This window comes from Streptomyces sp. NPDC050388, from assembly GCF_040655635.1.
Taxonomy (GTDB): Bacteria; Actinomycetota; Actinomycetes; order Streptomycetales; family Streptomycetaceae; genus Streptomyces.
Genome location: NZ_JBFAKH010000061.1, coordinates 1 through 22,109 on the forward strand (window position 1 = coordinate 1; position 22,109 = coordinate 22,109).

22 protein-coding genes, 1 tRNA gene and 1 pseudogene are annotated in these 22,109 nt (G+C 71.5%); 14 read left to right on the forward strand and 10 right to left on the reverse strand.

Translation table 11 applies throughout. From position 1 onward, the window contains the following. Positions 1-106: 106 nt before the first annotated feature. Together AB0I73_RS28705 and AB0I73_RS28710 are read right to left on the reverse strand one after the other, a co-directional pair. Complete coding sequence (locus AB0I73_RS28705) at positions 107-1,939, reverse strand: stealth family protein (RefSeq protein WP_363042101.1); 1,833 nt, start codon at positions 1,937-1,939, stop codon at positions 107-109. A gap of 14 nt (positions 1,940-1,953) precedes the next feature. Then, positions 1,954-3,555, reverse strand: coding sequence for a stealth family protein (locus AB0I73_RS28710; RefSeq protein ID WP_363042103.1), 1,602 nt, complete (start codon positions 3,553-3,555; stop codon positions 1,954-1,956). 384 nt (positions 3,556-3,939) lie between these two features. Between AB0I73_RS28710 and AB0I73_RS28715 the strand changes: the two genes are divergently transcribed. Continuing rightward, positions 3,940-4,161: a hypothetical protein gene (locus AB0I73_RS28715; protein WP_363042105.1), complete on the forward strand. Its 222-nt coding sequence runs from the start codon at positions 3,940-3,942 to the stop codon at positions 4,159-4,161. A 94-nt stretch (positions 4,162-4,255) separates the two neighbouring features. On the opposite strand, the gene AB0I73_RS28720 is transcribed toward AB0I73_RS28715, so the two are convergent. From AB0I73_RS28720 to AB0I73_RS28730, 3 genes are all read right to left on the reverse strand, one after another. Continuing rightward, on the reverse strand, positions 4,256-6,184 hold the full coding sequence (locus AB0I73_RS28720) for a copper resistance protein CopC (RefSeq protein ID WP_363042107.1): 1,929 nt from the start codon (positions 6,182-6,184) through the stop codon (positions 4,256-4,258). 214 nt (positions 6,185-6,398) lie between these two features. Beyond that, on the reverse strand, positions 6,399-7,007 hold the full coding sequence (locus AB0I73_RS28725; RefSeq protein WP_363042109.1) for a GNAT family N-acetyltransferase: 609 nt from the start codon (positions 7,005-7,007) through the stop codon (positions 6,399-6,401). After that, entirely contained in the window at positions 7,000-9,141 is a 2,142-nt protein-coding gene (locus tag AB0I73_RS28730; RefSeq protein ID WP_363042111.1) for a penicillin acylase family protein, read from the reverse strand. Before AB0I73_RS28730 ends, AB0I73_RS28725 begins: the two co-directional genes overlap by 8 nt. Positions 9,142-9,457: 316 nt before the next feature. On the opposite strand from AB0I73_RS28730, the gene AB0I73_RS28735 reads away from it, so the two are divergent. Both AB0I73_RS28735 and AB0I73_RS28740 read left to right on the forward strand, forming a co-directional pair. After that, the gene (locus AB0I73_RS28735; RefSeq protein ID WP_202275276.1) at positions 9,458-9,754 is read left to right on the forward strand and encodes a type II toxin-antitoxin system VapB family antitoxin; all 297 of its coding nucleotides are present in this window, start codon (positions 9,458-9,460) and stop codon (positions 9,752-9,754) included. Between the two features lie 256 nt (positions 9,755-10,010). Then, positions 10,011-10,637 (forward strand): LytR C-terminal domain-containing protein, encoded by a 627-nt coding sequence (locus AB0I73_RS28740; RefSeq protein WP_363042178.1) that lies wholly within the window; start codon positions 10,011-10,013, stop codon positions 10,635-10,637. Positions 10,638-10,752: 115 nt separating this feature from the next. Here the strand turns inward: AB0I73_RS28740 and upp are convergent, their stop codons facing one another. After that, positions 10,753-11,388 (reverse strand): uracil phosphoribosyltransferase, encoded by a 636-nt coding sequence (gene upp / locus AB0I73_RS28745; RefSeq protein ID WP_109376467.1) that lies wholly within the window; start codon positions 11,386-11,388, stop codon positions 10,753-10,755. Between the two features lie 341 nt (positions 11,389-11,729). Between upp and AB0I73_RS28750 the strand changes: the two genes are divergently transcribed. The 8 genes from AB0I73_RS28750 to AB0I73_RS28785 all read left to right on the forward strand — a co-directional run bounded on the left by AB0I73_RS28750 (position 11,730) and on the right by AB0I73_RS28785 (position 16,308). Beyond that, positions 11,730-11,918: a hypothetical protein gene (locus tag AB0I73_RS28750; RefSeq protein ID WP_109376468.1), complete on the forward strand. Its 189-nt coding sequence runs from the start codon at positions 11,730-11,732 to the stop codon at positions 11,916-11,918. Between the two features lie 359 nt (positions 11,919-12,277). Further along, complete coding sequence (locus AB0I73_RS28755; protein ID WP_363042113.1) at positions 12,278-12,817, forward strand: hypothetical protein; 540 nt, start codon at positions 12,278-12,280, stop codon at positions 12,815-12,817. Positions 12,818-12,867: 50 nt separating this feature from the next. Continuing rightward, positions 12,868-13,299 carry a tRNA adenosine(34) deaminase TadA gene (tadA, locus tag AB0I73_RS28760; protein ID WP_109376666.1) on the forward strand — a complete coding sequence of 144 codons (432 nt, stop codon included), beginning with the start codon at positions 12,868-12,870 and terminating at the stop codon, positions 13,297-13,299. Between the two features lie 45 nt (positions 13,300-13,344). Then, positions 13,345-13,429 (forward strand) — tRNA-Ser (locus AB0I73_RS28765). Between the two features lie 104 nt (positions 13,430-13,533). Then, complete coding sequence (locus AB0I73_RS28770; RefSeq protein WP_363042115.1) at positions 13,534-13,710, forward strand: hypothetical protein; 177 nt, start codon at positions 13,534-13,536, stop codon at positions 13,708-13,710. Beyond that, entirely contained in the window at positions 13,710-14,003 is a 294-nt protein-coding gene (locus AB0I73_RS28775; RefSeq protein ID WP_109376471.1) for a Dabb family protein, read from the forward strand. Before AB0I73_RS28770 ends, AB0I73_RS28775 begins: the two co-directional genes overlap by 1 nt. 164 nt (positions 14,004-14,167) lie before the next feature. Next, the gene (locus AB0I73_RS28780) at positions 14,168-15,160 is read left to right on the forward strand and encodes an RNA polymerase sigma factor SigF (protein ID WP_363042180.1); all 993 of its coding nucleotides are present in this window, start codon (positions 14,168-14,170) and stop codon (positions 15,158-15,160) included. A 245-nt stretch (positions 15,161-15,405) separates the two neighbouring features. Further along, on the forward strand, positions 15,406-16,308 hold the full coding sequence (locus AB0I73_RS28785) for an RNA polymerase sigma factor SigF (RefSeq protein ID WP_363042117.1): 903 nt from the start codon (positions 15,406-15,408) through the stop codon (positions 16,306-16,308). 151 nt (positions 16,309-16,459) lie between these two features. Here AB0I73_RS28785 and AB0I73_RS28790 read toward each other — a convergent pair whose 3' ends face one another. Then, positions 16,460-16,657: a hypothetical protein gene (locus tag AB0I73_RS28790; protein ID WP_109376474.1), complete on the reverse strand. Its 198-nt coding sequence runs from the start codon at positions 16,655-16,657 to the stop codon at positions 16,460-16,462. Positions 16,658-16,917: 260 nt separating this feature from the next. Between AB0I73_RS28790 and AB0I73_RS28795 the strand changes: the two genes are divergently transcribed. Genes AB0I73_RS28795 through AB0I73_RS28805 form a run of 3 tightly spaced genes read left to right on the forward strand, consistent with a single transcriptional unit; the run spans position 16,918 to position 19,680 of the window. Beyond that, a complete protein-coding gene (locus AB0I73_RS28795) occupies positions 16,918-17,412 on the forward strand; it encodes a MarR family transcriptional regulator (protein ID WP_363042119.1) in 495 nt (164 codons plus the stop codon). 33 nt (positions 17,413-17,445) lie between these two features. Then, positions 17,446-19,173, forward strand: a complete 1,728-nt coding sequence (locus AB0I73_RS28800; RefSeq protein ID WP_363042121.1) for an MDR family MFS transporter — start codon at positions 17,446-17,448, stop codon at positions 19,171-19,173. A gap of 9 nt (positions 19,174-19,182) precedes the next feature. After that, positions 19,183-19,680 (forward strand): PPOX class F420-dependent oxidoreductase, encoded by a 498-nt coding sequence (locus tag AB0I73_RS28805; protein WP_363042123.1) that lies wholly within the window; start codon positions 19,183-19,185, stop codon positions 19,678-19,680. Positions 19,681-19,711: 31 nt separating this feature from the next. Here the strand turns inward: AB0I73_RS28805 and AB0I73_RS28810 are convergent. The 3 genes and pseudogenes from AB0I73_RS28810 to AB0I73_RS28820 form a co-directional block, all read right to left on the reverse strand. After that, positions 19,712-20,119 (reverse strand): annotated as a pseudogene (locus AB0I73_RS28810) (TetR/AcrR family transcriptional regulator C-terminal domain-containing protein); the annotation flags it as partial. Between the two features lie 130 nt (positions 20,120-20,249). After that, positions 20,250-20,990: a response regulator transcription factor gene (locus AB0I73_RS28815; protein ID WP_363042125.1), complete on the reverse strand. Its 741-nt coding sequence runs from the start codon at positions 20,988-20,990 to the stop codon at positions 20,250-20,252. A 97-nt stretch (positions 20,991-21,087) separates the two neighbouring features. Then, the gene (locus tag AB0I73_RS28820) at positions 21,088-22,050 is read right to left on the reverse strand and encodes an amidohydrolase family protein (RefSeq protein ID WP_363042127.1); all 963 of its coding nucleotides are present in this window, start codon (positions 22,048-22,050) and stop codon (positions 21,088-21,090) included. Between the last annotated feature and the right edge of the window lie 59 nt (positions 22,051-22,109).

Sequence of the window (22,109 nt, forward strand, 5' to 3'; positions counted from 1 at the left end):
CGCCAGTGCCTCACCGGGCACGATGTCGAAGGGCCCCACCGTTCGCGGTGGGGCCCTTCGACGTGTTCCGGCCCTCCCTGCGGGTGCCTCGCCCCGCCCGTGCCCGTCAGTCGCGCAGCCGGGCCCCTTCCCGCGCCGGCTGCGGCAGGAGACTCGCCGTGAGCGGCGCGACCGGGCGCGGGGTGGTCCGGGCCGCTCTTTCGAAGCGGCTCGGGAACGGGTACTTCCGCTCCAGGAAGTCGCGGAGGGCGGTCCGGGCCGCCGCCCTGTCCGCCGGGGCGGTGTCCACGTCGTTGAGGCAGAAGAAGTCGATGTCCTCACCGGCCGCGAGGCGGGCCAGGCGCCGCCTCATGTCCGGTGCGCCCAGTTGCACGTAGCGGAAGCGGTAGTCGGCCGGGACGGCCCGGCCGGTGGCGATCGCCCAGTGGTGGTGGAGCGTGGACGCCGGGGCGACGTCGGAGGTGGAGCGGAAGCGCGAGTAGGAGGTCCGCTCGAGCTCCTCGATTCCGAGGCTCTCCATCTCCCGCAGGACCGACAGCAGCTGGGGATGCGGGGTGTGCAGCGACTTGTGGGTGATGTGCCTGCCGTGGAAGCGCCTGATCACCTCGCGGGTGTTCTTGCCCGCGGAGTTCGGGGCCGGCTCCAGTGCGTGCGGGGCACCGACGCCGAGCTTCAGCGGGGACAGCGGGATCCGGGCGATGCCGTTGCCGTGGAAGAAGTGCTCGGCCCGTACCGGGCGGTTGATGAAGACGTCGTCGTTGAAGTAGAGGTAGTGCTCCGACAGACCCGGGATGTGATGCAGCCGGCTCTCTATCGCGTGCGAGTTGAAGACGGGAAGCGCGTCGGCCGGGAGGATGTCCCGGTGGTCGACCACGGTCAGCCCCTCCGCGTCCGGGTCCAGCCAGGCGGGGATCTGGGAGTCGGTCACGAGGTAGACGTGCCGGACGAACCCGGCGTACATCCGCAGCGAGCGCAGCGAGTACTTCAGCTCGTCGTGGCTGGTGTAGCGGGAGGCGCCGGTCTCGCGCGGAGCGATGGCGCCGTCGGAGAGCGCCTGGTGGGCGTGGCGCTTCGCGGCCATCGCCGGGTCGTCCCCGTCGACCCAGGTGTACACGGCGTCGACGGGGAAGCGCACCTCGTCGATGCCCGGCTCGGCGAACGGGGCGAACGTCGGCACGCTGCGGTGGCGGCACGCCACCTCGGCGGGCCGCTGCGCCGCCACCGGGAGCACCTCCGACACGGGGTTGCGGCGCGGGGCGACGAGTGCCGGGCCGAAGACGTCCGGCAACCGGCTGCCGGGCACGGTGAGCCAGGAGGGGTCCGTGCCCGGGGCGGCGAGGTCCCGGCCGTGGCACCAGAACTCGATGTCGCACCCCGTTTCGAGGCCGGTGAGCACCTGCCCTCCCGGGCCGAGGCGCACCGTGCCGGTGCGGAGCACCGGGGCCCGCCTCAGCGCCCGCGGCAGCTTCCCGTCGGCCCACAGCGCCGCCTTCGTCACGGCGCCGTCCGGTCCGACGGTGCCGACGTACCCGGCGGTGCCTGCGAAGCGCTGAGCGGCCTGCGAGAGGATCACTCCGCGGTACGTCTCCTCGACGCCGATGACCTGTCGCGTCGCACCGTCCCCGTGGTCGGCGGGGACCAGGAAGTACGGGACGCCGAGCCCCTCCAGCAGGGCGCACACCCGCTCGAGGTCGGCTTCGGCGGCGTCCGCGGCGGTGTAGTCGGCGACCGTGCGGCCGTACAGCCGCACCGGTCCGAAGGTGACCCGGCGCAACCCGGGGACGGTGGCCCGCAGGCGCCGCCGGGAGCGCGCCGCGCGCAGCGCCCAGAGCCGGGTCGACGGCCAGAGCCTCAGGCGCACCAGCGAGCCCTGGGCGGCCCGCACGCCCCCGAGCGCTCCGAGGCGGTGCCGGATGTCCGTGCTGTCCGTGCCGCGCATGCTCCCGGCCCCCGTCACTTCTGCTTCTCGAAGGGGCTCGCGAAGGGGAAGTAGTGCTCCAGGAACTCGTTCATCCGGACACCGACCTGCTCCCGCTCCTCGGGCGGCACGTCGACGTCGTTGAGGCAGAAGAAGTCGAAGCGGCGGTTGCGGCGCAGATCGGCCAGGCGTCGTTCGGCGTCCGGGCGGCTGATGTTCACGTACCGGAAGCTGTACTTGCCCGGCACGCCGCGGCCGGTCATCAGCGCGTACTGGTAGAGCAGCGGAGCCGTCACGGCGATGTCCTGCGGCGAGCGGAAGCGGGACGCCGTGGTGCGGCGGATGTCCTCCGGGAAGAGCTCCTCGAGCGCCTCCAGCGTCCTGCGCTGCTGCGGCAGCGGGGTGTGCATGAAGTTGTTCGTCGTCATCCGCCCGAACTTCTCCAGCAGCAGCCGGCGGACGTTCTTGCTCGCGGAGTTGGTGGCCGTCTCCTCGGCGTGCGGCTTGCCGACGCCTATCTTGAGCGGGGACACCGGGATCTTCATCAGACCGCTGCCGTGGAAGAACTGTGCCGCGGTGACCCGGCGACCGACGAACACGTCGTCGTTGAAGTACAGGTAGTGCTCCGACAGGCCCGGGATGTGGTGCAGCCGCGTCTCGATCGCGTGTGAGTTGAACACCGGCAGGACGCCCTGCGGGAAGATGTCGCGGTGGTCGACGACCGTGATCCCCGGGGCCCGGTCGTCGAGCCAGTGCGGCTTCTGGCCGTCGGTCACGATGTAGACGTGCCGGACGAAGTCGGCGTACATCGCGAGCGAGCGCAGCGAGTACTTCAGCTCGTCGTGGCTGGTGTAGCGGGAGGCGTTGGTCTCCTTGTCCAGGATCTCGGCGATGCCGCGCTCCTGGTACCGGGCCCGCTTGGCGCGCATCTCCGGCTCCTCGCCGTCCACCCAGGTGTAGACGACGTCGACGGGGAAGGTCACGTCGTTCACGGTCGGCAGGGTGAGCGGGACGAAGCTCGGCAGCTCCCGGTCGCCGACCCGCACCGTGGCCGGCTTCTGCTCGGACGCCGGCAGTACGTCCGTGATGCCGTTGTTCCGCGGTGCGACGAGGGACTCGGCGAAGATGTCCTCGGACGCCTGCGGCTGCACCTTGGCCAGTCGGCGCGGCCCGTCGTCGGAGGCGAGGAGCTGCGCCCCGTCCTCCCAGAACTCGATGTCGCAGGCGAGTTCCGGCCCGGCGAGCAGCTGGCCCGAGGGCCCCAGGTGGTTCTCCCCGACCCGCAGTATGGGGGCCGTGCGCAAGGCGGTCGGCAGTACGCCGTCCATGAAGAGTGCGGGGTGCTTGAGTTTCGCGCCGGGCAGCGGTCTGCCGATGAACACCGCCTTCCCCGCGTTCCGCGCCTCGAGGGCGGTGAGGAGACGCTCCCGGTCGACGGCGTTCACGCCGACCGTGTGGCGCGTACGCGAGGCCGGTACCAGGAAGTAGGGGATGCCTTCCTGCTCCAGCGCGGCGACGACCAGGTCGAGGTTGGCGGCGGCCGCGTCGGCGGCGCTGAACCGCGTCACGACCCGTCCGTAGAGCTGCTGGCCGCGCACCGCCACCGGGCGGAGCACCGGGTCCGTGGTCGCTGCCATGCGGCGCCGCCGCATGGTGCGCAGCTGCCACACCCTTTCGGCGGCTTTCCGCTCGACTCGTGGTCGCATCCGCCGGGCAAAGGAACGCACGGTCACGTTCTGAGCTCCTCTACATGAAGCCTTATGAACCCTTGAGCATCTCTGCGCTAACCAGACAGATACATGCGACGAAAGGTTGTAGAAGAGTTCCCCAGGAGTTCACAAATGGCCGAATGCGCGCACAACTGACCCACAGTCGGGCATCGGAGGGAGCCGTTGCCCGATGGGGCGGTCACAAGGCGCCGGGCGCATACGGACACGTGCGACCGCCCGGCTCACCGGATGCGCGCGCCTTCGACGATCACGCCCTGGGCCCCACGGGCACCCGGGCCCATACTGGTGGCGATGACGAAGCCAGCTGCACCGAAGCGCATTCTGCCCACCAGCCCCTTCAAGGCCCCGGTCGCGCCGCCCCCCGAGCACTTCGCGGTGGGCGACCAGGTCACACACGACATGTACGGTCTCGGCCGCGTGATCGGCGTCGAGGACGGAATCGCGGCACTCGTGGATTTCGGTTCGGCGCGGGAGCGGATCCTGAGCCCGTACGCCAAGATGAGCAAGCTCTGACCGGCTCCCCGGGCCGAAGCCCGGGGGCTCCCGGCCTCCTCGCCGGTGCCGTGCGGGTCCGTTCCCGCACCGGTGCGGCCCCGGTGAGGGCGTCTCAGGGGTCGATGCGGATGGGGTGGGACTCGGTCACCTGGTCCACGTCCGAGACCCTGACGGTCGCCTTCATCGTCCAGGTGCCGGGAAGGGGGAGGGTGAGATCGCTGGTGGCCCAGTAGCCGCCGCGGTCGGTCAGGCCCGCGTCGATGGGACCGACGTCCTTCTCCTCGAGGGTGAAGGACAGGCGGAGCTCCGGGATCGAGTCCAGGGCGCCGTTGGGGGCGAACGCCACCGCCTGGATGCCGTTCTCCCCGACCCGGCCCGGGTCCAGGGTGATCTGCACGCTGCCCCTCCCGCCGGGGGTGCCGATGGCGTAGGGGATGGTGACCACCGTCGCCGCGGGCAGTCCGGCGACCGGGGCGCTCTCGGCCGCATCCGCCGCCTCGGCCTCGGCACGGGCCGGGAGGGTGCTGGTCAGCACCGACGTGACCAGCAGCACCACGGCCGCCACGACCGCTTCCGCCAGGACGGAGACGCGCAGACCTCGCCGATGGCGGTCGGGAGCGGACGCCTCGGGGGCGGGGGCGTCCGGCTCGGGTGACGTCCGGGCGTCGGGGGGCAGGTGTGCGGGAGGCGCGGGGGGTGTCTTGCCCGGGGCGGAGGCGGTCACAAGTTCCGGGACCCGTTGCCGCGTCGCCGTCTCCGCAACAGCAACCGCTGCCGGTGCCGGTGCCGGTGCCGGTGCCTCCACCGTCTCCTCGTCCGCCGCTTCCGTCGCCGTCTCTGTCGTCGGCGCCGCGGCCGTCGCCAGGCGGGTGGTCCAGCGGCGGGACAGGGCCGCCGCCAGGAGCAGTACGGCCGTCATCACGAGCTTGGCGGTCAGGACCCTCCCGTACGCCGAGTCCCCGAGCGCCGTCCAGGAGCCGAGGCCCCGCCAGGACTGGTAGACGCCGGTGACGACCAGCACCGTCACGGAGAGGAAGGCGAGGCGGGAGAAGCGGATGACCGTGGCGACGGGCAGCGGGACCTCGGCGCGGAACAGGGTGGTGAGCAGGGCCACGAGGCCGCCGAGCCAGCAGGCCATCGCCAGCAGGTGCAGCACGGACGACGTCATCGCCAGCGGGACCTGGATGCCGGCCGAGGCGTGCTCGGCGGCCGCCCAGGTCAACGCCAGCGCGACGGCCAGGACGCCGCCCACGGCGAGCTGGGCGGGCGGTGTCCGGTCGCCGACGTCCGGCTCACGGCGGCGGGTGAGGCGGGGCAGCCACAGGAGGACGGCCGCCGTGAGCACCAACAGCGCCACCCGGGCCAGCATGGCGAGGCCCGGCCGCCCGGTGAGGATGCCGGTGAAGGCCGAGAGGTCGAACGCCGTCGTGGGTGCCGTGCCCTTCTCGTACGGGGCCCGCAGGACGAGGAGGACCAAAGTGGCCGTCAGCAGCGTCCACCAGCCCGTGACCAGCGGCATCCGCAGCGGGGCGGTGTCCGGCGGGCGGCACAGGGCCGCGAACGCCACCGTGCCGATGAGCAGGGCGGCGGCGACGTACGCGAGGTAGCGGCCGGTGTTGTAGAGGCTCGAGGTGACCGGGTGCTCCGTCGGGGCCTCGGGTGCGGCGGGCGCGGAGGGCGAGGGCTTGCCGATGGAGAACGTGAAGGCACCGGAGACGGGGTGGCTGTCCGCGGAGACCACCCGCCAGGCGACCGTGTAGGTGCCGTCGTCGAGCCCGTCGGGCAGGTCGACACGCGCGGTGTCGGACCTGCCGTCGGCGTGCCGCGGCTCGCCCAGCTTCACCCGGTGGTTGTCGGGGCTGTAGACGCGGAACGAGTCGTCCAGCAGGGCGACGGACTCCGTGAAGGTCAGGGTGACGTGCTGCGGGGCGGACTTGACGACGCTTCCGTCCTCGGGGACGGCTTCGCGAACGGCCGCGTGCGCACTCGCCGGTCCGGCGCTGCCGAGGAGGAGCAGGACCAGCACGGTGCCCAGCAGCACCAGCCCTTGAAGTCGCCGGGTTCCGCGGCCCGTTCCTGCGCCGCGTCCGCCATCGCCCACCGCCCGGCCGCCCCGTCGCTGCACCTTTTTTCCCGCCTTTCGGCAATCCGGCAATCCGGCTTCAGGCTGAGTACGGACGGGAGGCGCAAAACACTCACCCCCCGGGGAAACCACGGCTTCCCCGGGGGGAACCACGGCGGCACGGGCAAGGCCGTCACCTGCCGAAGGCCGCCTCCCGGGTGAGGAAGGCGAGGCGGGCCCTCTTCTCCGGCAGGTACACGTCCGGCAGGTCGATCTCGGGCAGGACGACCGCGGGGCCGGCCGTGAAGCCCTGCCGCAGGAAGCGGGCGACGGCCTTCTCGTTGGCCACGTCCGGGTCGACCACCACGCGCTCGCGGTCCGGGCCCAGCAGCACGAACGTGACGACGCCGGCGATCAGCGCGGCCGTCCACCCGGGGCGCGCGCCGCCCGGTGCGGCGGGCGCGAGCAGCAGATGGAGGCCGATGTCGCCGGGTTCGACGGGGTAGCACTCACCGACCCGATCGGCCTCCGGTTCGTAGGTCTGGAACAGGGCGGCCGGCTCACCGTCCTTGACGAGGAGGTACGCGTGGTGGGTGTCGAGCGTGTCCATGTGGGCGTAGATCTCGGCCACTTGCCGCTCGGTGAGGCCGTTCATGCCCCAGAAGACGGCGCGTTCCCCGCTCACCCAGCGGTGCAGCAGGGGCGCGTCGGCCGACGGGTCGAGCGGCAGGACGCGCAGGCAGCCGAAACCGTCGACCACCTGCTCGTGGACGGCCGCGCGGGAGTCGTACGGGTCAGACATCGGTCTCCTTCCGCAACCGCGCCCAGTCGGTGACGACCGGGACGAGATCTCCCTTGAGCCACAGGGCCAGTTGGTCTCGGTGATGGGGCGATTCGGGGACGCCCGAGGCGCCGAGCGGCACCACCCAGCGGCTGTCCTCACGGCGGGCCAGGTCCCAGACGTACCGGGCGGCCGGGCCGCGTGCCGCGAGGTCGGTGAGGCCGGGCACGGAGGAGGTGCACAGCACGCAGTCGTGGTCGCCCGACAGACCGGGTTCGTCGTACGGCGTCGTGGGCGGCAACGCCCGCCAGGGCGCCGACCGGTGGGTGTCGCCCCAGGTGCCGGCGGGCGGCCGGGCGGCCACCTCCTCCAGTGCCGCGCGGACCGCGGCCGGGCGGTCGATGCCGTACAACTCCTCTGCGGTGAGGAGGTGTTCGAGCGCGAAGCCGATGCGTGGGAGCAGCGCCAGCCAGGGCTGGAAAACCTCCGGCCAGGCCGGGGACGTGGTCAGTGCGGCGAACGCGGGGTGCTCCGCGAGCCGCCGTACGACCGCGCCGCGCACCGCGGCGAAGACAGCCGCGTCGGCGCTGTCCGCGTCCATGCGCCGGTCCCAGCGCAGCAGCCGGTCGCGCAGACCGGCCGCCGGACCGGTCAGGCCCTCGAGGGCGGCGAGGTGGTCCAGCAGGGCGGTGGCGGAGGCGAGATGGGTGTCCATGTGGAGGGCGGGCATGTCGGCCGCGGACCAGTGCTCCTTCCGCGCGAGCAGGGCGGCGATGCGGTCGGCGCGGTGCGGCGGTGCGAACTCGACCCCGAGGGGGGAGGCCGGGCCGCGCTGGTTCGCCATCACGGCGACACCGTCGGTCAGCCCGGCGCGCGGTGGCTCGTGCCATCCCTGCCAGTCGTGGCCGGGCTCCCACGCGGGCACCGGACGGATCCCGTTGGCCTCGGCCCGGACCGGCACCCGGCCGGCCACCCGGTGCAGCGTGCCGCCTTCGGTGTCGGCGGCCTGGATCACGTTGACGGGCTCGGCCCACAGGTCGACGGCCCGGTCCACGTCGGCGACCCGACGGGCCCGCAGCAACGGCAACAGGGCGCCGAAGCCCAGGTCCCCGGTGACGCGCGGCGGGTAGCGCAGGGCGAGAGCGACCGGGGGCACGCCGGGCTCGGGCACGCCGTCGTCGAGGCCCTCGGGGCCACCGATGACCACCGGCCCGCGGTCGGTCTCGATCACCTCGACCCCGACCGGTTCCTCGCCGGCGACCTCGATGGTCTCGGTGTGCCGGGCGGCCCGCCGCCAGACCCCGTCCGGACCGAGCGCCTCCACTCCAGCGCCGGTACGCCGGAGTTGCTCCCGGTAGAGGTCCTGGTAGTCGGCCATGGCGTTGGTGATCGCCCAGGCGACCGTGCCGGTGTGACCGAAGTGGGCGATGCCGGGGACACCGGGCACGGCGAGGCCGACGACGTCGAACTCCGGGCAGGAGAGGTGGATCTGCTGGTAGACGCCGGGGTCCTCGATGAAGCGGTGCGGGTCCCCCGCGATGACGGCCCGGCCGGTCACCGTCCGCTCCCCGGCGACCAGCCAGCCGTTGCTGCCGGAGCTGTTGGGGCCGTCGGCGGCGAACAGTCCGACGGCGTCCGCGCCGAGGTGCGCGGCGGCCCGCTCGCGCCAGAGCTTCGCGGGGAAGCCGGCGAACAGGATGTGCGTGGCGATCCAGACCGCGAGCGGTGTCCAGGGCTCCCAGCGGCCGGGCGTGAGGGCGGTGCGGGCGAACTCGGGGGCAGTGGCGGAAGTCAGCCCTTCGTTGACGCCCGCCACGTACGCCCGTAGCCAGTGCGCCGTCTCTGCATCCCGTCGTCCCCGTCGTCCCCGTCGTCCCCGTCGTCCTCGTCGTCCTCGTCGTTCCCGTCGTTCCAGCTCGGCGAAGCAGCGGCGGGCCGTGTCGGCCAGGCGGGCGCGGCGGGCGAAGCGGTCCCAGGGGAGGGCCTCGGGACCGAGGAAGGACGCCGAGGTGCCCTGCGCCCTGTGCCGCTCGACCTCCAACTGCCAGGCCCGGTCGAGGGCGGTGACCCGGCCCTGGAGACGGGCGAGTCCGACCGCGTCGTCCGCGCGCAGATGCGGAATTCCCCAGTCGTCCCGGAAGATCTCACCGGCCACTGTGCCCCCATTCCTTTAGGTTAGGCTCCCCTAAGTAAGCCGTGGGCGGAATCGTACGCGAAGGGTGAGTACGCGACGGGGCGGGGTCGGCAGGGCCACGGAGTCCGCGCAGGCGACCGCGGAGCGGTCACGGCGTCAGCCGCGTGTCCTGCCCCAGGCGATGGGCCGCTCGGGAGGGCGTCCACGGGAGGAATGCGTCGGCAATCCGGCCACACCCACCCCCTTTGACGGAAATCGACCCCGACTCACCCGGACTTGCCCACGTGTCCGAGCCGTGAGGCTGCGCCCGGAACGTCTTGACCGGTAGGCTTTCCGTGTGATCTTCAAGCGCATCGGAAACGGCCGGCCGTACCCCGACCACGGCCGGGAAAGCACCCGGCAGTGGGCGGACGTCGCGCCGCGCCCGGTCCGCCTCGATCAGCTCGTCACGACGAAGCAGCAACTCGACCTCGAGACCCTCCTCGCCGAGGACTCGACCTTCTACGGCGACCTCTTCGCGCACGTCGTGAAGTGGCAGGGCGATCTCTATCTGGAGGACGGCCTGCACCGCGCGGTGCGGGCGGCGCTCCAGCAGCGCCAGGTGCTGCACGCCCGCGTCCTCGAGCTGAGCTGACCCTCCCCGGACTCCGTCCGGGGGGACCCCAGCCGCCGGCCCGTTCACGCGGGACCGACCCCGGTCCAGGAGCCCTCGGCGTGCCGCCGGGCACCTTCGGCTTCCCCGGTCGCCCCGCCCGCGGCCCCGGACGACACCTGACCGAGCCCGCTTTGGCCCTTTCGGGTTGGACTGCGTGGCATCCAATGATCATCTAGTAGGCATTACCGTCGGAGCGCACTACGCTGCGCCCATGAGCATGCTGACTCCTCCCGGCATGGGCGGCCAGTACCGGATCCGGGGTGACAGGTACCCGCGGATGCGCCGACCCCGTCGCCGCGGCAGGCTCGTCGCCCTGGCCACCGCGTCCCTCGCGGTGCTCGGCGTGGCCGGCTGGGGCACGCTGCAGCTCTTCGACGTCTTCACCGGCGACAAGAACCCCGCCTCCGCGGTCGGCGTCAAGGCGGGCTGTGCCCCCAAGGCGAGCCCCACGCCGAGCCCCGGTCCCGCCCGCAGCGCCGCGCTCCCCGAACCCGGCCGGATCACGGTCAACGTCCTCAACGCCACGACCCGCGGCGGCCTGGCCCGGAAGACCGCCGACGAGCTGGAGAAGCGCGGCTTCAAGATCGGCGACGTCGGCAACGCGACCGAGGAGTACGACAAGAAGGTCAAGGGCGCCGGTGTGCTGCTCGGGCCCACGTCCGCGCTCAAGTCCTCGCTGCCGGTGCTCGGCGCTCAGCTCGCCGACGCCGAACGCCGTACCGAGGCCTCCCGCAAGGGCGGCGAGCTCGACCTCATCATCGGCGACGGCTTCACCCGGCTGACGGCGAAAGCGGACGCCGACCGGGCCCTGACCGCACTGACCGCCCCCAAGCCGGCGCCCACCGCGAAGAAGGGCTGCTGAAGCCGCGGCGGCCGCACGGGAGCACCGGCCCCCGGGCGGCCGCGCGACAGGGACCCACGCGCGCACCGGACGAGGGTCCACGCGCACTACCGGGCTGCGGCTCGGCCCTGTTCGGCTATTCGGCCGCCCCGTACATCCGGTCCCCCGCGTCGCCGAGGCCCGGCACGATGTAGCCGTGCTCGTTGAGGCGCTCGTCGACCGACGCGGTCACGACGGTCACCGGGGTGCCGGCCAGCTCGCGCTCCATGACCTCGACGCCCTCCGGCGCGGCCAGCAGCACCACGGCGGTCACGTCGTCCGCGCCCCGCTTGATCAGCTCCTGGATCGCGGCGACCAGCGTGCCGCCGGTGGCGAGCATCGGGTCCAGGACGTACACCTGGCGGCCGGACAGGTCCTCCGGCATCCGGGTGGCGTACGTCGCCGCCTGCAACGTCTCCTCGTCGCGGATCATGCCGAGGAAACCCACCTCGGCGGTCGGCAGCAGTCGGACCATGCCGTCCAGCATGCCGAGACCGGCCCGCAGGATCGGTACCACCAGCGGGCGCGGGTGGGACAGCTTGACACCCGTGGTCGGCTCCACCGGCGTCCGGATGTCGACCTGTTCGGTGCGCACGTCACGCGTGGCCTCGTAGGCGAGCAGGGTGACCAGCTCGTCGGCGAGGCGACGGAAGGTCGCGGAGTCGGTGCGCCGGTCGCGCAGCGTGGTGAGCTTGTGTGCGACCAGGGGGTGGTCGACGACGTGGAGACGCATGTCCCCAGATTAACCGGGCCGAGCTGGGCCCTGCTCCCCCGCGGGTGGCAAGCCCTTCGGCCCGCGACCACTCCTTCGCTGGCGTCAAACCGCCTGTCCGGGGGAAAGTGGGAGGGACGGACTGGGGTGATGAAGCAATGCCTGAACGGGATTCCCGAGACGAGCCGTCGACACGCGGGACATCCGGAGCACGCGGTATACGCGGTATGCGCGAAATGCGTGACATACGTGACATGCGCGGAATATCCGGAGCGCCCGGAGCACGCGCAAGACGCGGCGCACCCGGCACGCCCGGCACTGCCGACGAGTCCGACACATCGGAGGCGTCCTACGCATCCGGTGTGTCCGGCGTACCCGGTATGACCGGCCCGCCCGGGGCGGACGAGACGGAGGCCGAGCGGCGGCAGCGCCGTGCCCGGTTCCTGCGCGAACTCGCCGAGGCCAGGGAGCTGCGCAACCGGGTCCAGCCGCGCCGCGCCAAGGCGGCCCGGCTGCGGCACGCGATGCGCATGCGGACCTTCCGCTGGTAGGGCCTCGTGAGGGGGCCCCGCCAGGCCCCCCGGTGGGCGCGGCGCCGAAAGGGTGAGCCGGGTGCGGGAAGCTCACGGCGCATGCGGGTGTTTGCCGCAGTGGCCCTACGGGCTGGACGGGCAGAGCCGCGTACGATCCGCGTATGGCGAGGGCGAGCGCGCCGACGGGTCCCCTACGGGAACACCGGCGGCGTGGGTGCAAAACTGCCGGACACAGGGGACCGAAGACATCCCCTGACGGCCTTGTTTCTGCCACGATTCCGAGTGGGCGGGGGCGGGGCTCGAAGAGCACTCCCCGTCCGCAACCTCCGCCGGGGGGACCCCCGACCGGCACACCTAAGACCAGTGGGAGAGTCACGGTGTACTTCGCCGCACTGCTCGCGCGCACCGAAGACGGGTGGGAAGCGAGCGACACGGAACTCGACGATGTGGAGACCCTGTCGGATCTGGCCGACCTGGCCCGGGAGGCCGCACCCGACGAGGACACGGTGCTCGTACTGATCGAGCAGGAGGACGGCTGGTTCGGCGTCGTCCGCGTGGACGGCGAGGAGGACCCTCGTATCTACGTGTCCGACGCCGCGGCCGCCGCCCGCAGCAGTTACGGCGAGATCCTGCTCACCGACGAACTGCTCGGCCGGGAGCCCGGGGACGACGGCACCGACCTGGACGCCCTCGACCTCGACGGCACGGAGGACGGTGAACCGGACGACGACAGCGCCGACGAGGTCGTCGCGGGCGCCGGCTCCGGCGAGTCCGTGCCGCACGGGCCGGTCGGCGACGCCCGGGTCCTGGACGACCTGGGCGTGAGCGAGAAGGAACTGCGTTCGCTGTCCGGAGACGCGCTCGGCGAGATCGCCGAGGTCCTGGGCGCCTCGGAGGTCCTGGAGACCGTCCGCTGACCGGGAACACCCATCCGCCCGACCCGGTGCGCGACCCCTGGCGGGCCGCGATGCGGCTCGCCCTGGACGAGGCCGAACTGGCCGTCCGGGGCGGGGACGTGCCCGTCGGCGCGGTCGTGCTGGCCCCGGACGGCAGCACCGTGCTGGCTTCCGGGCACAACGAACGCGAGGCCGGTCCCGACCCCACGGCCCACGCGGAGCTGCTCGCCCTGAGGCGGGCCGCCGCGAAGCTGGGGGAATGGCGGCTGGCCGGCTGCACCCTCGTGGTGACGCTGGAACCGTGCACGATGTGCGCGGGCGCGATCCAGCAGTCGCGGGTGGACCGGGTCGTCTACGGCGCCCGGGACGAGAAGGCCGGCGCGGTCGGCTCCCTCTGGGACGTCGTCCGCGACCGGCGGCTCAACCACCGGCCGGAAGTCGTCGAGGGAGTGCTCGCCGAGGAGTGCGCCGACCTGCTCACGGCATTCTTCCGGAACCGCTGAATACCGATTTCAAACCATCGCGTCCCTTGCTGTAAGGTCTCCCTCGGTAGCGTGTCCGAGCGGCCGAAGGAGCTCGCCTCGAAAGCGAGTGTGGCGCAAGTCACCGTGGGTTCAAATCCCACCGCTACCGCTCCTCAAGGGCCTCGTCGTCAGACGGGGCCCTTCGTGCGATCATGGGCCCGCTCGGCACGTACGGGTGACGCCGGTGCACCACAGTGACAGGGGAGGGCCGCGATGGCGGTGAACGCGAAGAAGATCGCCGTTTTTGTCCTCGCGGTCTTCGCGTTGTATGTGATCATCACGGACCCCGACAAGGCGGGCGACTACGTCAAGATAGCGTTCGAGGGCATCTCCGACGCCGCGAACGCCGTCGGCGACTTCATGACCTGGCTCGCGAACGGAGGAGGCTGATGATCCGCCACCTGGTCCTCTTCAGGCTGAACGAGGGCGTCGAGCGCGACGATCCGCGCGTCGTGCGGGGCGTGGAGGCGTTCCGTTCGCTCGACGGCGAGATCCCGGAGATCCGCTCCTGGGAGTGCGCCTGGAACATCAGCGACCGGCCCATCGCCTACGACTTCGTCATCAACTCGGCGTTCGAGGACGCCGACGCGCTGCGCCGGTACGTGGAGCACCCCAGGCACCAGGCGGGCGTCGGGCTGTGGCGCGAGTTCGCCACGTGGGTGATCGCCGACTACGAGTTCTGAGCCTCCGCCCCGGAAGCCCTCCACCGTGACAGTGGAGGGCTTTTGCGCACCCTTGGGCATGAACCGTCACTCAACACGGAATATGCGGTGCTTGCACACACTGAGCATGTCTTGTGATGCTATGACCGCTTTTGACGGATGAGTCGACCGATGAAGAGGTGGCGTTGACCGTGTCGGCCAGTACTGCGCCGCCCCAGGACCAGGTGTCCGCCCTGACCCCGGCTCCGGCTCAGTCCCCGGACTCGACCACTCCGGACCCGACCCCGGCCCCGGCCTCGACCCCGGATCACCCCTCGACACAGCCCTCCGCACCCCCGCCCACGCCTCCGCCGACGCCCCTGCCGACAGCCGAACAGCCACCGGCCCCGAAGCCCGACCCGTCACCGGCCAAGCGCCGCGGCGCCGACACCCGGGCCCTGACCCAGGTGCTGTTCACCCAGTTCAAGGATCTCGAGCCGGGCACGCCGGAGCACACCCGGGTGCGCACGGCGCTCATCGAGGCCAACCTGCCGCTCGTGCGCTACGCCGCCGCCCGCTTCCGCTCCCGCAACGAGCCGATGGAGGACGTGGTCCAGGTCGGCACCATCGGGCTCATCAACGCCATCGACCGCTTCGACCCGGAGCGGGGCGTGCAGTTCCCGACGTTCGCGATGCCCACGGTGATCGGCGAGATCAAGCGGTACTTCCGCGACAACGTCCGCACCGTCCACGTACCGCGCCGGCTGCACGAGTTGTGGGTACAGGTCAACAGCGCCACCGAGGACCTCACGACCGCCTTCGGACGCTCCCCGACGACCGCCGAGATCGCCGAACGGCTGCGCATCAGCGAGGAGGACGTACTCTCCTGCATCGAGGCCGGGCGGTCGTACCACGCCGCCTCCCTCGAGGCCGCACAGGAGGGCGACGGGCTCCCCGGCCTGCTGGACCGGCTCGGTTACGAGGATCCGGCGCTGGACGGCGTCGAGCACCGCGACCTCGTCCGGCACCTGCTCGTCCAACTGCCCGAGCGGGAGCAGCGGATCCTGCTGCTGCGGTACTACAGCAACCTCACCCAGTCGCAGATCAGCGTGGAACTCGGCGTCTCGCAGATGCACGTGTCCCGGCTGCTCGCGCGCAGCTTTCAGCGGCTGCGGTCCGCGAACAGGATCGACGCGTAACCCGAAAGGGGCAATCGCTCACTAGTGCCCATCTTGGCGTTTCTGGGCTGAAACACCGCCAGTTCCCTTGTTTCCAGGGCTGATTCGTCACTCGGATGTCGACATGTCACTACAGCGCGTTGCCGACATGTGACATTCTGCGGGAAGCGCGTTTGCCGAGGCTCCGGCTCCGGTATTCAGGTGAGGGCTGCGTTCCTCGGACGGGAACGTTCGCCCCGACCGTCCCGCGACCCAAAGGGGGTGGCATGTCCGCAGACCAGGGCAGCTCGAAGGTGCTCACGCTCGCGGAGAGCGAGACAGCTCCCAATGCTCTCGACGCACTCGGCCCCATCGATGACGTCCCGGCCCTCGCGGCCGCGCCCGCTCCAGAGCTTCCGGACACGGCGGCCATCGACACCCGCACCCTGTCCCGCTCCCTGTTCCTGCGGCTCGCCGCACTCGACGAGGACAGCCCGGAGCGCGGCTACGTCCGGGACACCCTGATCGAACTCAACCTCCCGCTGGTGCGGTACGCCGCGGCGCGCTTCCGCTCGCGCAACGAGCCGATGGAGGACATCGTCCAGGTCGGCACCATCGGGCTGATCAAGGCGATCGACCGCTTCGACTGCGAACGGGGCGTGGAGTTCCCGACGTTCGCGATGCCGACGGTGGTCGGCGAGATCAAGCGGTTCTTCCGCGACACGTCGTGGTCGGTGCGGGTGCCGCGCCGACTGCAGGAGCTGCGCCTGGCGCTCACGAAGGCCGGCGACGAGCTCTCCCAGAAGCTCGACCGCTCCCCGACGGTTCCCGAACTCGCCGCGGTGCTGGGCGTGTCGGAGGAGGACGTCGTCGACGGACTCGCGGTCGGCAACGCGTACACGGCGTCCTCGCTGGACTCCCCGGCCCTCGAGGACGACGGCGGCGAGGGCTCCCTCGCGGACCGCCTCGGCTACGAGGACACGGCACTGGAGGGCGTGGAGTACCGGGAGTCGCTCAAGCCGCTGCTCGCCAAGCTGCCGCCCCGCGAGCGGCGGATCATCATGCTGCGGTTCTTCGCCAACATGACCCAGTCACAGATCGGCGAGGAGGTCGGCATCTCCCAGATGCACGTCTCCCGGCTGCTCACCCGGACCCTGGCCCAGCTGCGTGAGGGCCTCATCTCGGACTGAGCACGGCTGAGCCACCGGTCGGCGGAGCGTCGGCCACTGCCGCCGCTCCGCCCCGGGAACCCCGCCCCGGAACCTCAAGTCCCGGGACGCGGACCTCCGGCCGCCGGAACGCCCCTCGTGGGCGTGACGGCGGCCTTCGCGCGTCCGGTCGTCAGGCCAGTGCCAGCCAGGCCACCGCCGCGACGATCGCCACGGCGACGACGACACCGATGATCAGGCCGATACGCGGACCGCCACCGCTCGTCGCGGCGGCCTGCTGCCCCTGAGGGGCGTCGTCGACGAACGCGCGGAACATCTGAGTGCTGCCGGCGGGGTCGTGGTTGCCCTGGGGGGCCTGGGAGTTAGCCATGGCCCGAGACACTAGCGAATTGCCGACACGGGCCCCAAGTGGGGGCGTGCGTAACGCGCCTGACCGTCTCCACCCTCGGTCGGGCCGGCCCCGGGCACGGGACATCCGGCCCTGAGCACGCAACGCCGGGGGACTCACCTGCGGGTTTACGATTCGCAATACTTGCCTTTGCCAAGTTTTAAGACGCCCGAACCCCATTTTGCTTGTCTGTGGCAACCATCGACTTCTATCGTTGCCCTAAGCAACAAATGGGAGGTGTGATGGCCGAGCAGGCTCAGTACGAGGAGCTCGTCCGGCAGCTCAGCGCTTTCAGCGCGGTGAAGCGGGAGCTCCGCCGGAACATGCCGGCCGACTGTCACAGCGGCTCCGCCGCCGTGCTGACGGCACTCGGCCGCCACGGCGACATGCACATGAGCAGGCTCGCCGAGCTGCTCGTCCTCGACCTGTCGGTCACCAGCCGCCACGTCGCCCATCTGGCCGAACGCGGGTGGATCGAGCGCTCCCCCGACCCGGCCGACAAGCGCTCCCGCATCCTGCGCGTCACCCCGGCGGGCCACGCCCGGCTCGACGAGCTGTTCCGGTGGACCACGCACCTGCTCGCCGAGCGCCTGGACGACTGGTCCGACGAGGAGATCGGGCAGCTCACCCAGCTCATGGCCCGGCTCAGGGACAGCTTCGGCGACTGCCGTCCCATGCCCCGCGCGACGCCGCCGCCCAGCCCCGCGGAGAGCACGCACACGCCCGCACACGCTTGAGAGCGCCCGCACACACTTAAGAGAAGGAAGCCCATGGCAACGACCACACCGACCGGTGTGCGAGCTCATGCCAAGCACGGGGGAGGCTCCACGAACAGCACTGCCCCGATGACCCACCGGCAGATCCTGGAGGCACTGTCGGGCCTGCTGCTCGGCATGTTCGCCGCGATCCTGTCCTCCACCATCGTCTCCAACGCCCTGCCCGAGATCATCACCGACCTCGGCGGCGGTCAGAGCGCCTACACCTGGGTTGTGACGGCCGCACTGCTGTCGATGACGGCGTCCACCCCCCTGTGGGGCAAGCTCGCCGACCTGGTCAGCAAGAAGGTGCTGGTCCAACTGGCCCTGATCGTCTTCCTCCTGGGCTCCGTGTTCGCCGGCATGGCGCAGAACTCCGGCATGCTGATCGGGGCCAGGGTCGTCCAGGGGCTGGGCGCCGGCGGGCTGACCGCGCTGGCCCAGATCATCATGGCCGCGATGATCTCCCCCCGGGAACGCGGCCGTTACTCCGGCTACCTGGGCGCGACCTTCGCGGTCGCGACCGTGGGCGGCCCGCTGGTCGGCGGCGTGATCACCGACACCCCCTGGCTCGGCTGGCGCTGGTGCCTGTACGTCGGTGTGCCGTTCGCGCTGATCGCCCTGGTCGTCCTGCAGAAGACGCTGCACCTGCCGGAGACCAGGCGCAAGGTGAAGGTCGACTGGGCCGGCGCCTTCTTCATCACCGCGGCCGTCAGCCTGCTGCTGATCTGGGTCACCTTCGCGGACGACAGGTTCGCCTGGCTGTCCTGGCAGACGTACGCGATGGTCGGGGGCGCGCTCCTGCTCACCCTGGTCTTCCTCTTCACCGAGACGAAGGCATCCGAGCCGATCATCCCGCTGCGGCTGTTCCGCAACAGCACCATCACGCTGGCCTCGGTCGCCTCGTTGTTCGTCGGTATCGCGATGTTCGCCGGCACCATCTTCTTCAGTCAGTACTTCCAGCTGGCGCGGAACGAGTCCCCGACCATGTCGGGCGTCCTGACCATCCCGATGATCGCCGGCCTGTTCGTGTCGTCGACCGTCTCCGGTCTGATCATCACCCGGACCGGCAGGTGGAAGGCCTGGCTGGTCTCCGGCGGTGCGCTGCTGACCGCCGGCCTGGGGCTGCTGAGCACCATGCGCTACGACACCCCGTACTGGCACATCGGCGTCTTCATGGCGCTCATGGGCCTCGGCGTCGGCATGATGATGCAGAACCTGGTGCTGTGCACCCAGAACCAGGTCGCCCCGAGCGACCTCGGGGCCGCCAGTTCGGTCATCACCTTCTTCCGGTCGCTCGGCGGCGCGGTGGGCGTCTCGGTGCTCGGCTCCGTGATGACGACCCGGATCAGCCACTACGCCGAGGACACCATCGGCACGCTGAGCCCGCAGGAGCAGGCCGGTGCCGCCAAGGCGCTCGGCTCCGGTGAACTGCCGGACATGGACCTGCTGCCCGCGGGCATCCGCACCTGGCTGGAGAGCGCCTACGGACACGGCATCGCCGACATCTTCCTGTACGTCGCCCCGGTCGCGTTCCTCGCCTTCCTGGTGACCCTGTTCATCAAGGAGGTCCCGCTGCGGACCACGGGCGCGCTGACCCAGGCCGCCGAGGCAGGGGTCGACGCCCGGGTACCGGCGACGGTCGCGACGGCGACGGCGACGGCGGCCGTCGCGACGGGGACAGCCACGGTCGAGGCCTCCGGGCCGGAGTCGCGCCGTTCTCCGGACGCCGAGTCCACCTAGGCTGCCCCCATGGCACCGAACATCGCGACGAACACCCGTGTATCGCTCGACGAGTTGCTGGACTTCGTACGACCCCGGCACCGCGCGGTCCTGCTGACCCGGCGGGCCGACGGCAGCCCCCAGGGCTCCCCGCTGACCTGTGGGGTCGACGACTCGGGCCGGATCGTGGTCTCCACCTACCCGGAACGCGCCAAGACGCGCAACGCCAAGAGGGACAGCCGGGTGAGCCTGATCGTCCTCAGCGACGAGTGGAACGGGCCCTGGGTGCAGATCGACGGCACGGCCGAGGTCGTGGACCTGCCCGAGTCGGTGGAGCCGCTGGTGGAGTACTACCGGAACATCGCCGGGGAACACCCCGACTGGGACGAGTACCGGGCGGCCATGGTCAAGCAGGGCAAGTCGGTCATCCGGATCACCCCGGAGCGGTGGGGACCGGTGGCGACGGGCGGGTTCCCGGCTCGGCTGGTCGAAGGGGGACAGGAAGAGCAGGAAGAGCAGGGGAAGTAAGCAGAAGGGGCAGGGGAGAGCGCGGGGCGGGTCAGCCCCTGCTCCGGGCCACCATCGCGTCGATACCCGCCACCAGCAGGTCCAGGGCGAAGGCGAAGTCCCGCTCCATCGTCTCCTCGACCGTGTCGCCGCCCCGGGCCTCCATGACCTTCGTCGACTCCTCGACGACCCCGGCGGCACCCGGCCACCGCGCCACCTCGGTCATGGCGTGCCGGTGGTACTCGTCGGGGGTCATCCCGGTCGCGGTGACCCGGGCGTGGAAGTGGCTCTCGATCGTGCCGTATCCGTACACGAACTGGAAGACTGCCGAGATGGCACCGGTGATGCCGGGTGCCGGCAGCCCCGTCCTGCGGATGACCTGCTGCACGGCCCCGGAGAACGACAGCGCTCGGGGCCCGATGTCGAGGAACCTCCCGGCCAGCGGCGACAGCCAGGGGTGACCACGACACGAATGGGGTCACGGTGCCGAGCGCCTCACACACCACCGCGGTCAGTGCACGGGAACGACTGCACGGAAACGACGACGGGCCGCGTCCGCAGGGTGCGCGGGCACGGTCCTCGCCGTTCGTTCACGAGACCGCGGGCCTGATCATGTATCCGGCGCCGCGCCGGGTGTGGATCATCGGCTCCCGACCGGCGTCGATCTTCCGGCGCAGGTACGAGATGTACAGCTCGACGACGTTGGCCTTTCCACCGAAGTCGTAGGACCAGACCCGGTCGAGGATCTGCGCCTTGCTGAGCACGCGCCGCGGGTTGCGCATCAGGAAGCGCAGCAGTTCGAACTCGGTGGCGGTGAGGTGGATGTGCTCCCCGCCCCGGGTGACGTCGTGGCTGTCCTCGTCGAGGGTGAGGTCGCCGACGACCAGCACGGACTCCGGCCGGCGGTCGGCCGCACCGGAGCGCCGGATCAGCCCGCGCAGCCGCGCGACGACCTCCTCCAGGCCGAACGGCTTGGTCACGCAGTCGTCGCCGCCCGCGGTCAGGCCCGCGACACGGTCCCCGACGGCGTCCTTGGCGGTGAGGAAGAGGACGGGGACGTCCGGCTGCTCGCGGCGCAGTCGCCCGAGAGTGGACAGCCCGCCCATGTCCGGAAGCGTCATGTCCAGAATGACAACGTCGGGCCGGAACTCGCGCGCGGCACGGACGGCGCCCTGACCGTCCCCCGCGCTGCGGATCTGCCAGCCCTCGTAGCGCAGGGCCGTGGACAGCAGTTCGGTGATCGACTGCTCGTCGTCCACCACCAGCACCCGGACGGGACTCCCGTCCGGCCTCAGCAGTTCGGCGCGCCCCTGGGGCGAGGTCGTGGTCATGCTCCACACCGTCGCGGGGGCCTCTGAGAGCGCCCTTTCGGAAGTCTGTGTTTTCCCTGAGAAACGCCCCGGCTCCCGTCCCTGGGGGTCCGGACCCTCAGGAGGCCGACGGTCCCCCGCTCTCACCCAGGCCGAAGAGACGGGCACCGTTGTCGTGGCACACCGCCCGCAGCCAGGCCTGCCCGAGCCCGAGCCGCTCCAGGGCGTGGAGCTGGTGGACGTACGGATACGGGATGTTGGGGAAATCCGTGCCGAGCAGGATCCGGTCGCCGAGGTCGGCCAGCCGGGGCAGGGCCCGCCGGGGGAACGGCACCATGCGCTCGGTGAAGTCGGTGAACGCCATGGTGGTGTCCAGCCGCACCTCCTCGTAGCGCGCGGCGAGGTCGAGGAAGTCCTCGTACTCGGGCATCCCGAGGTGCGCCACGATCAGCCGCAGCCGGGGGTGCCGGGCCAGTACCCGCGCGATCGGCTCGGGTCCGGTGTGCTTTCCGGGCGCCGGCCCGGAACCGCAGTGGATCACCACCGGGACGCCCGCCTCGGCGAGCACGCCCCAGGCCCCGTCCAGCAACGGGTCGGCCGGGTCGTACGCCCCCACCTGCACGTGCGCCTTGAAGACCCGTGCGCCCGCTTCGACGGCCTCCCGGACCTGCTCCTCGGCCCCGGGCTCGGGGAAGAGCGTGGAGGTGTGCAGGCAGTCCGGCGTACGGCGGGCGAAGTCGACCGCCCAGCCGTTCAGCCACCGCGCCATGCCGGGCTTGTGCGGATAGAGCATGGCCGTGAAGGCGCGGACTCCGAACTCCCGCAGCAGCCCGGCCCGTTCGCCCTCCTCCTGCCGGTAGGTGATCGGCCACTCGACCCCGCCGGTCAGCGGCCCGAGCGCGTCGAAGTAGGCCCACACCTTGCGCAGCACCCGCTCCGGCATGAAGTGCGTGTGCACATCGACGAGTCCGGGAAGCCCGAGCCCCTCCCAGAACCGCCGCACCTCGGCGGTTTCCGCCACGGATTCCGAAGCCGGTGTCCGTTCCGGCGCTGCTGCCGGTGCCGTGGGGTGATCACTCATGCTGCCACGATCACCCCTGACCGCACCCCGGGTCCACTCCCGTGCAAGGGAAAGAACCG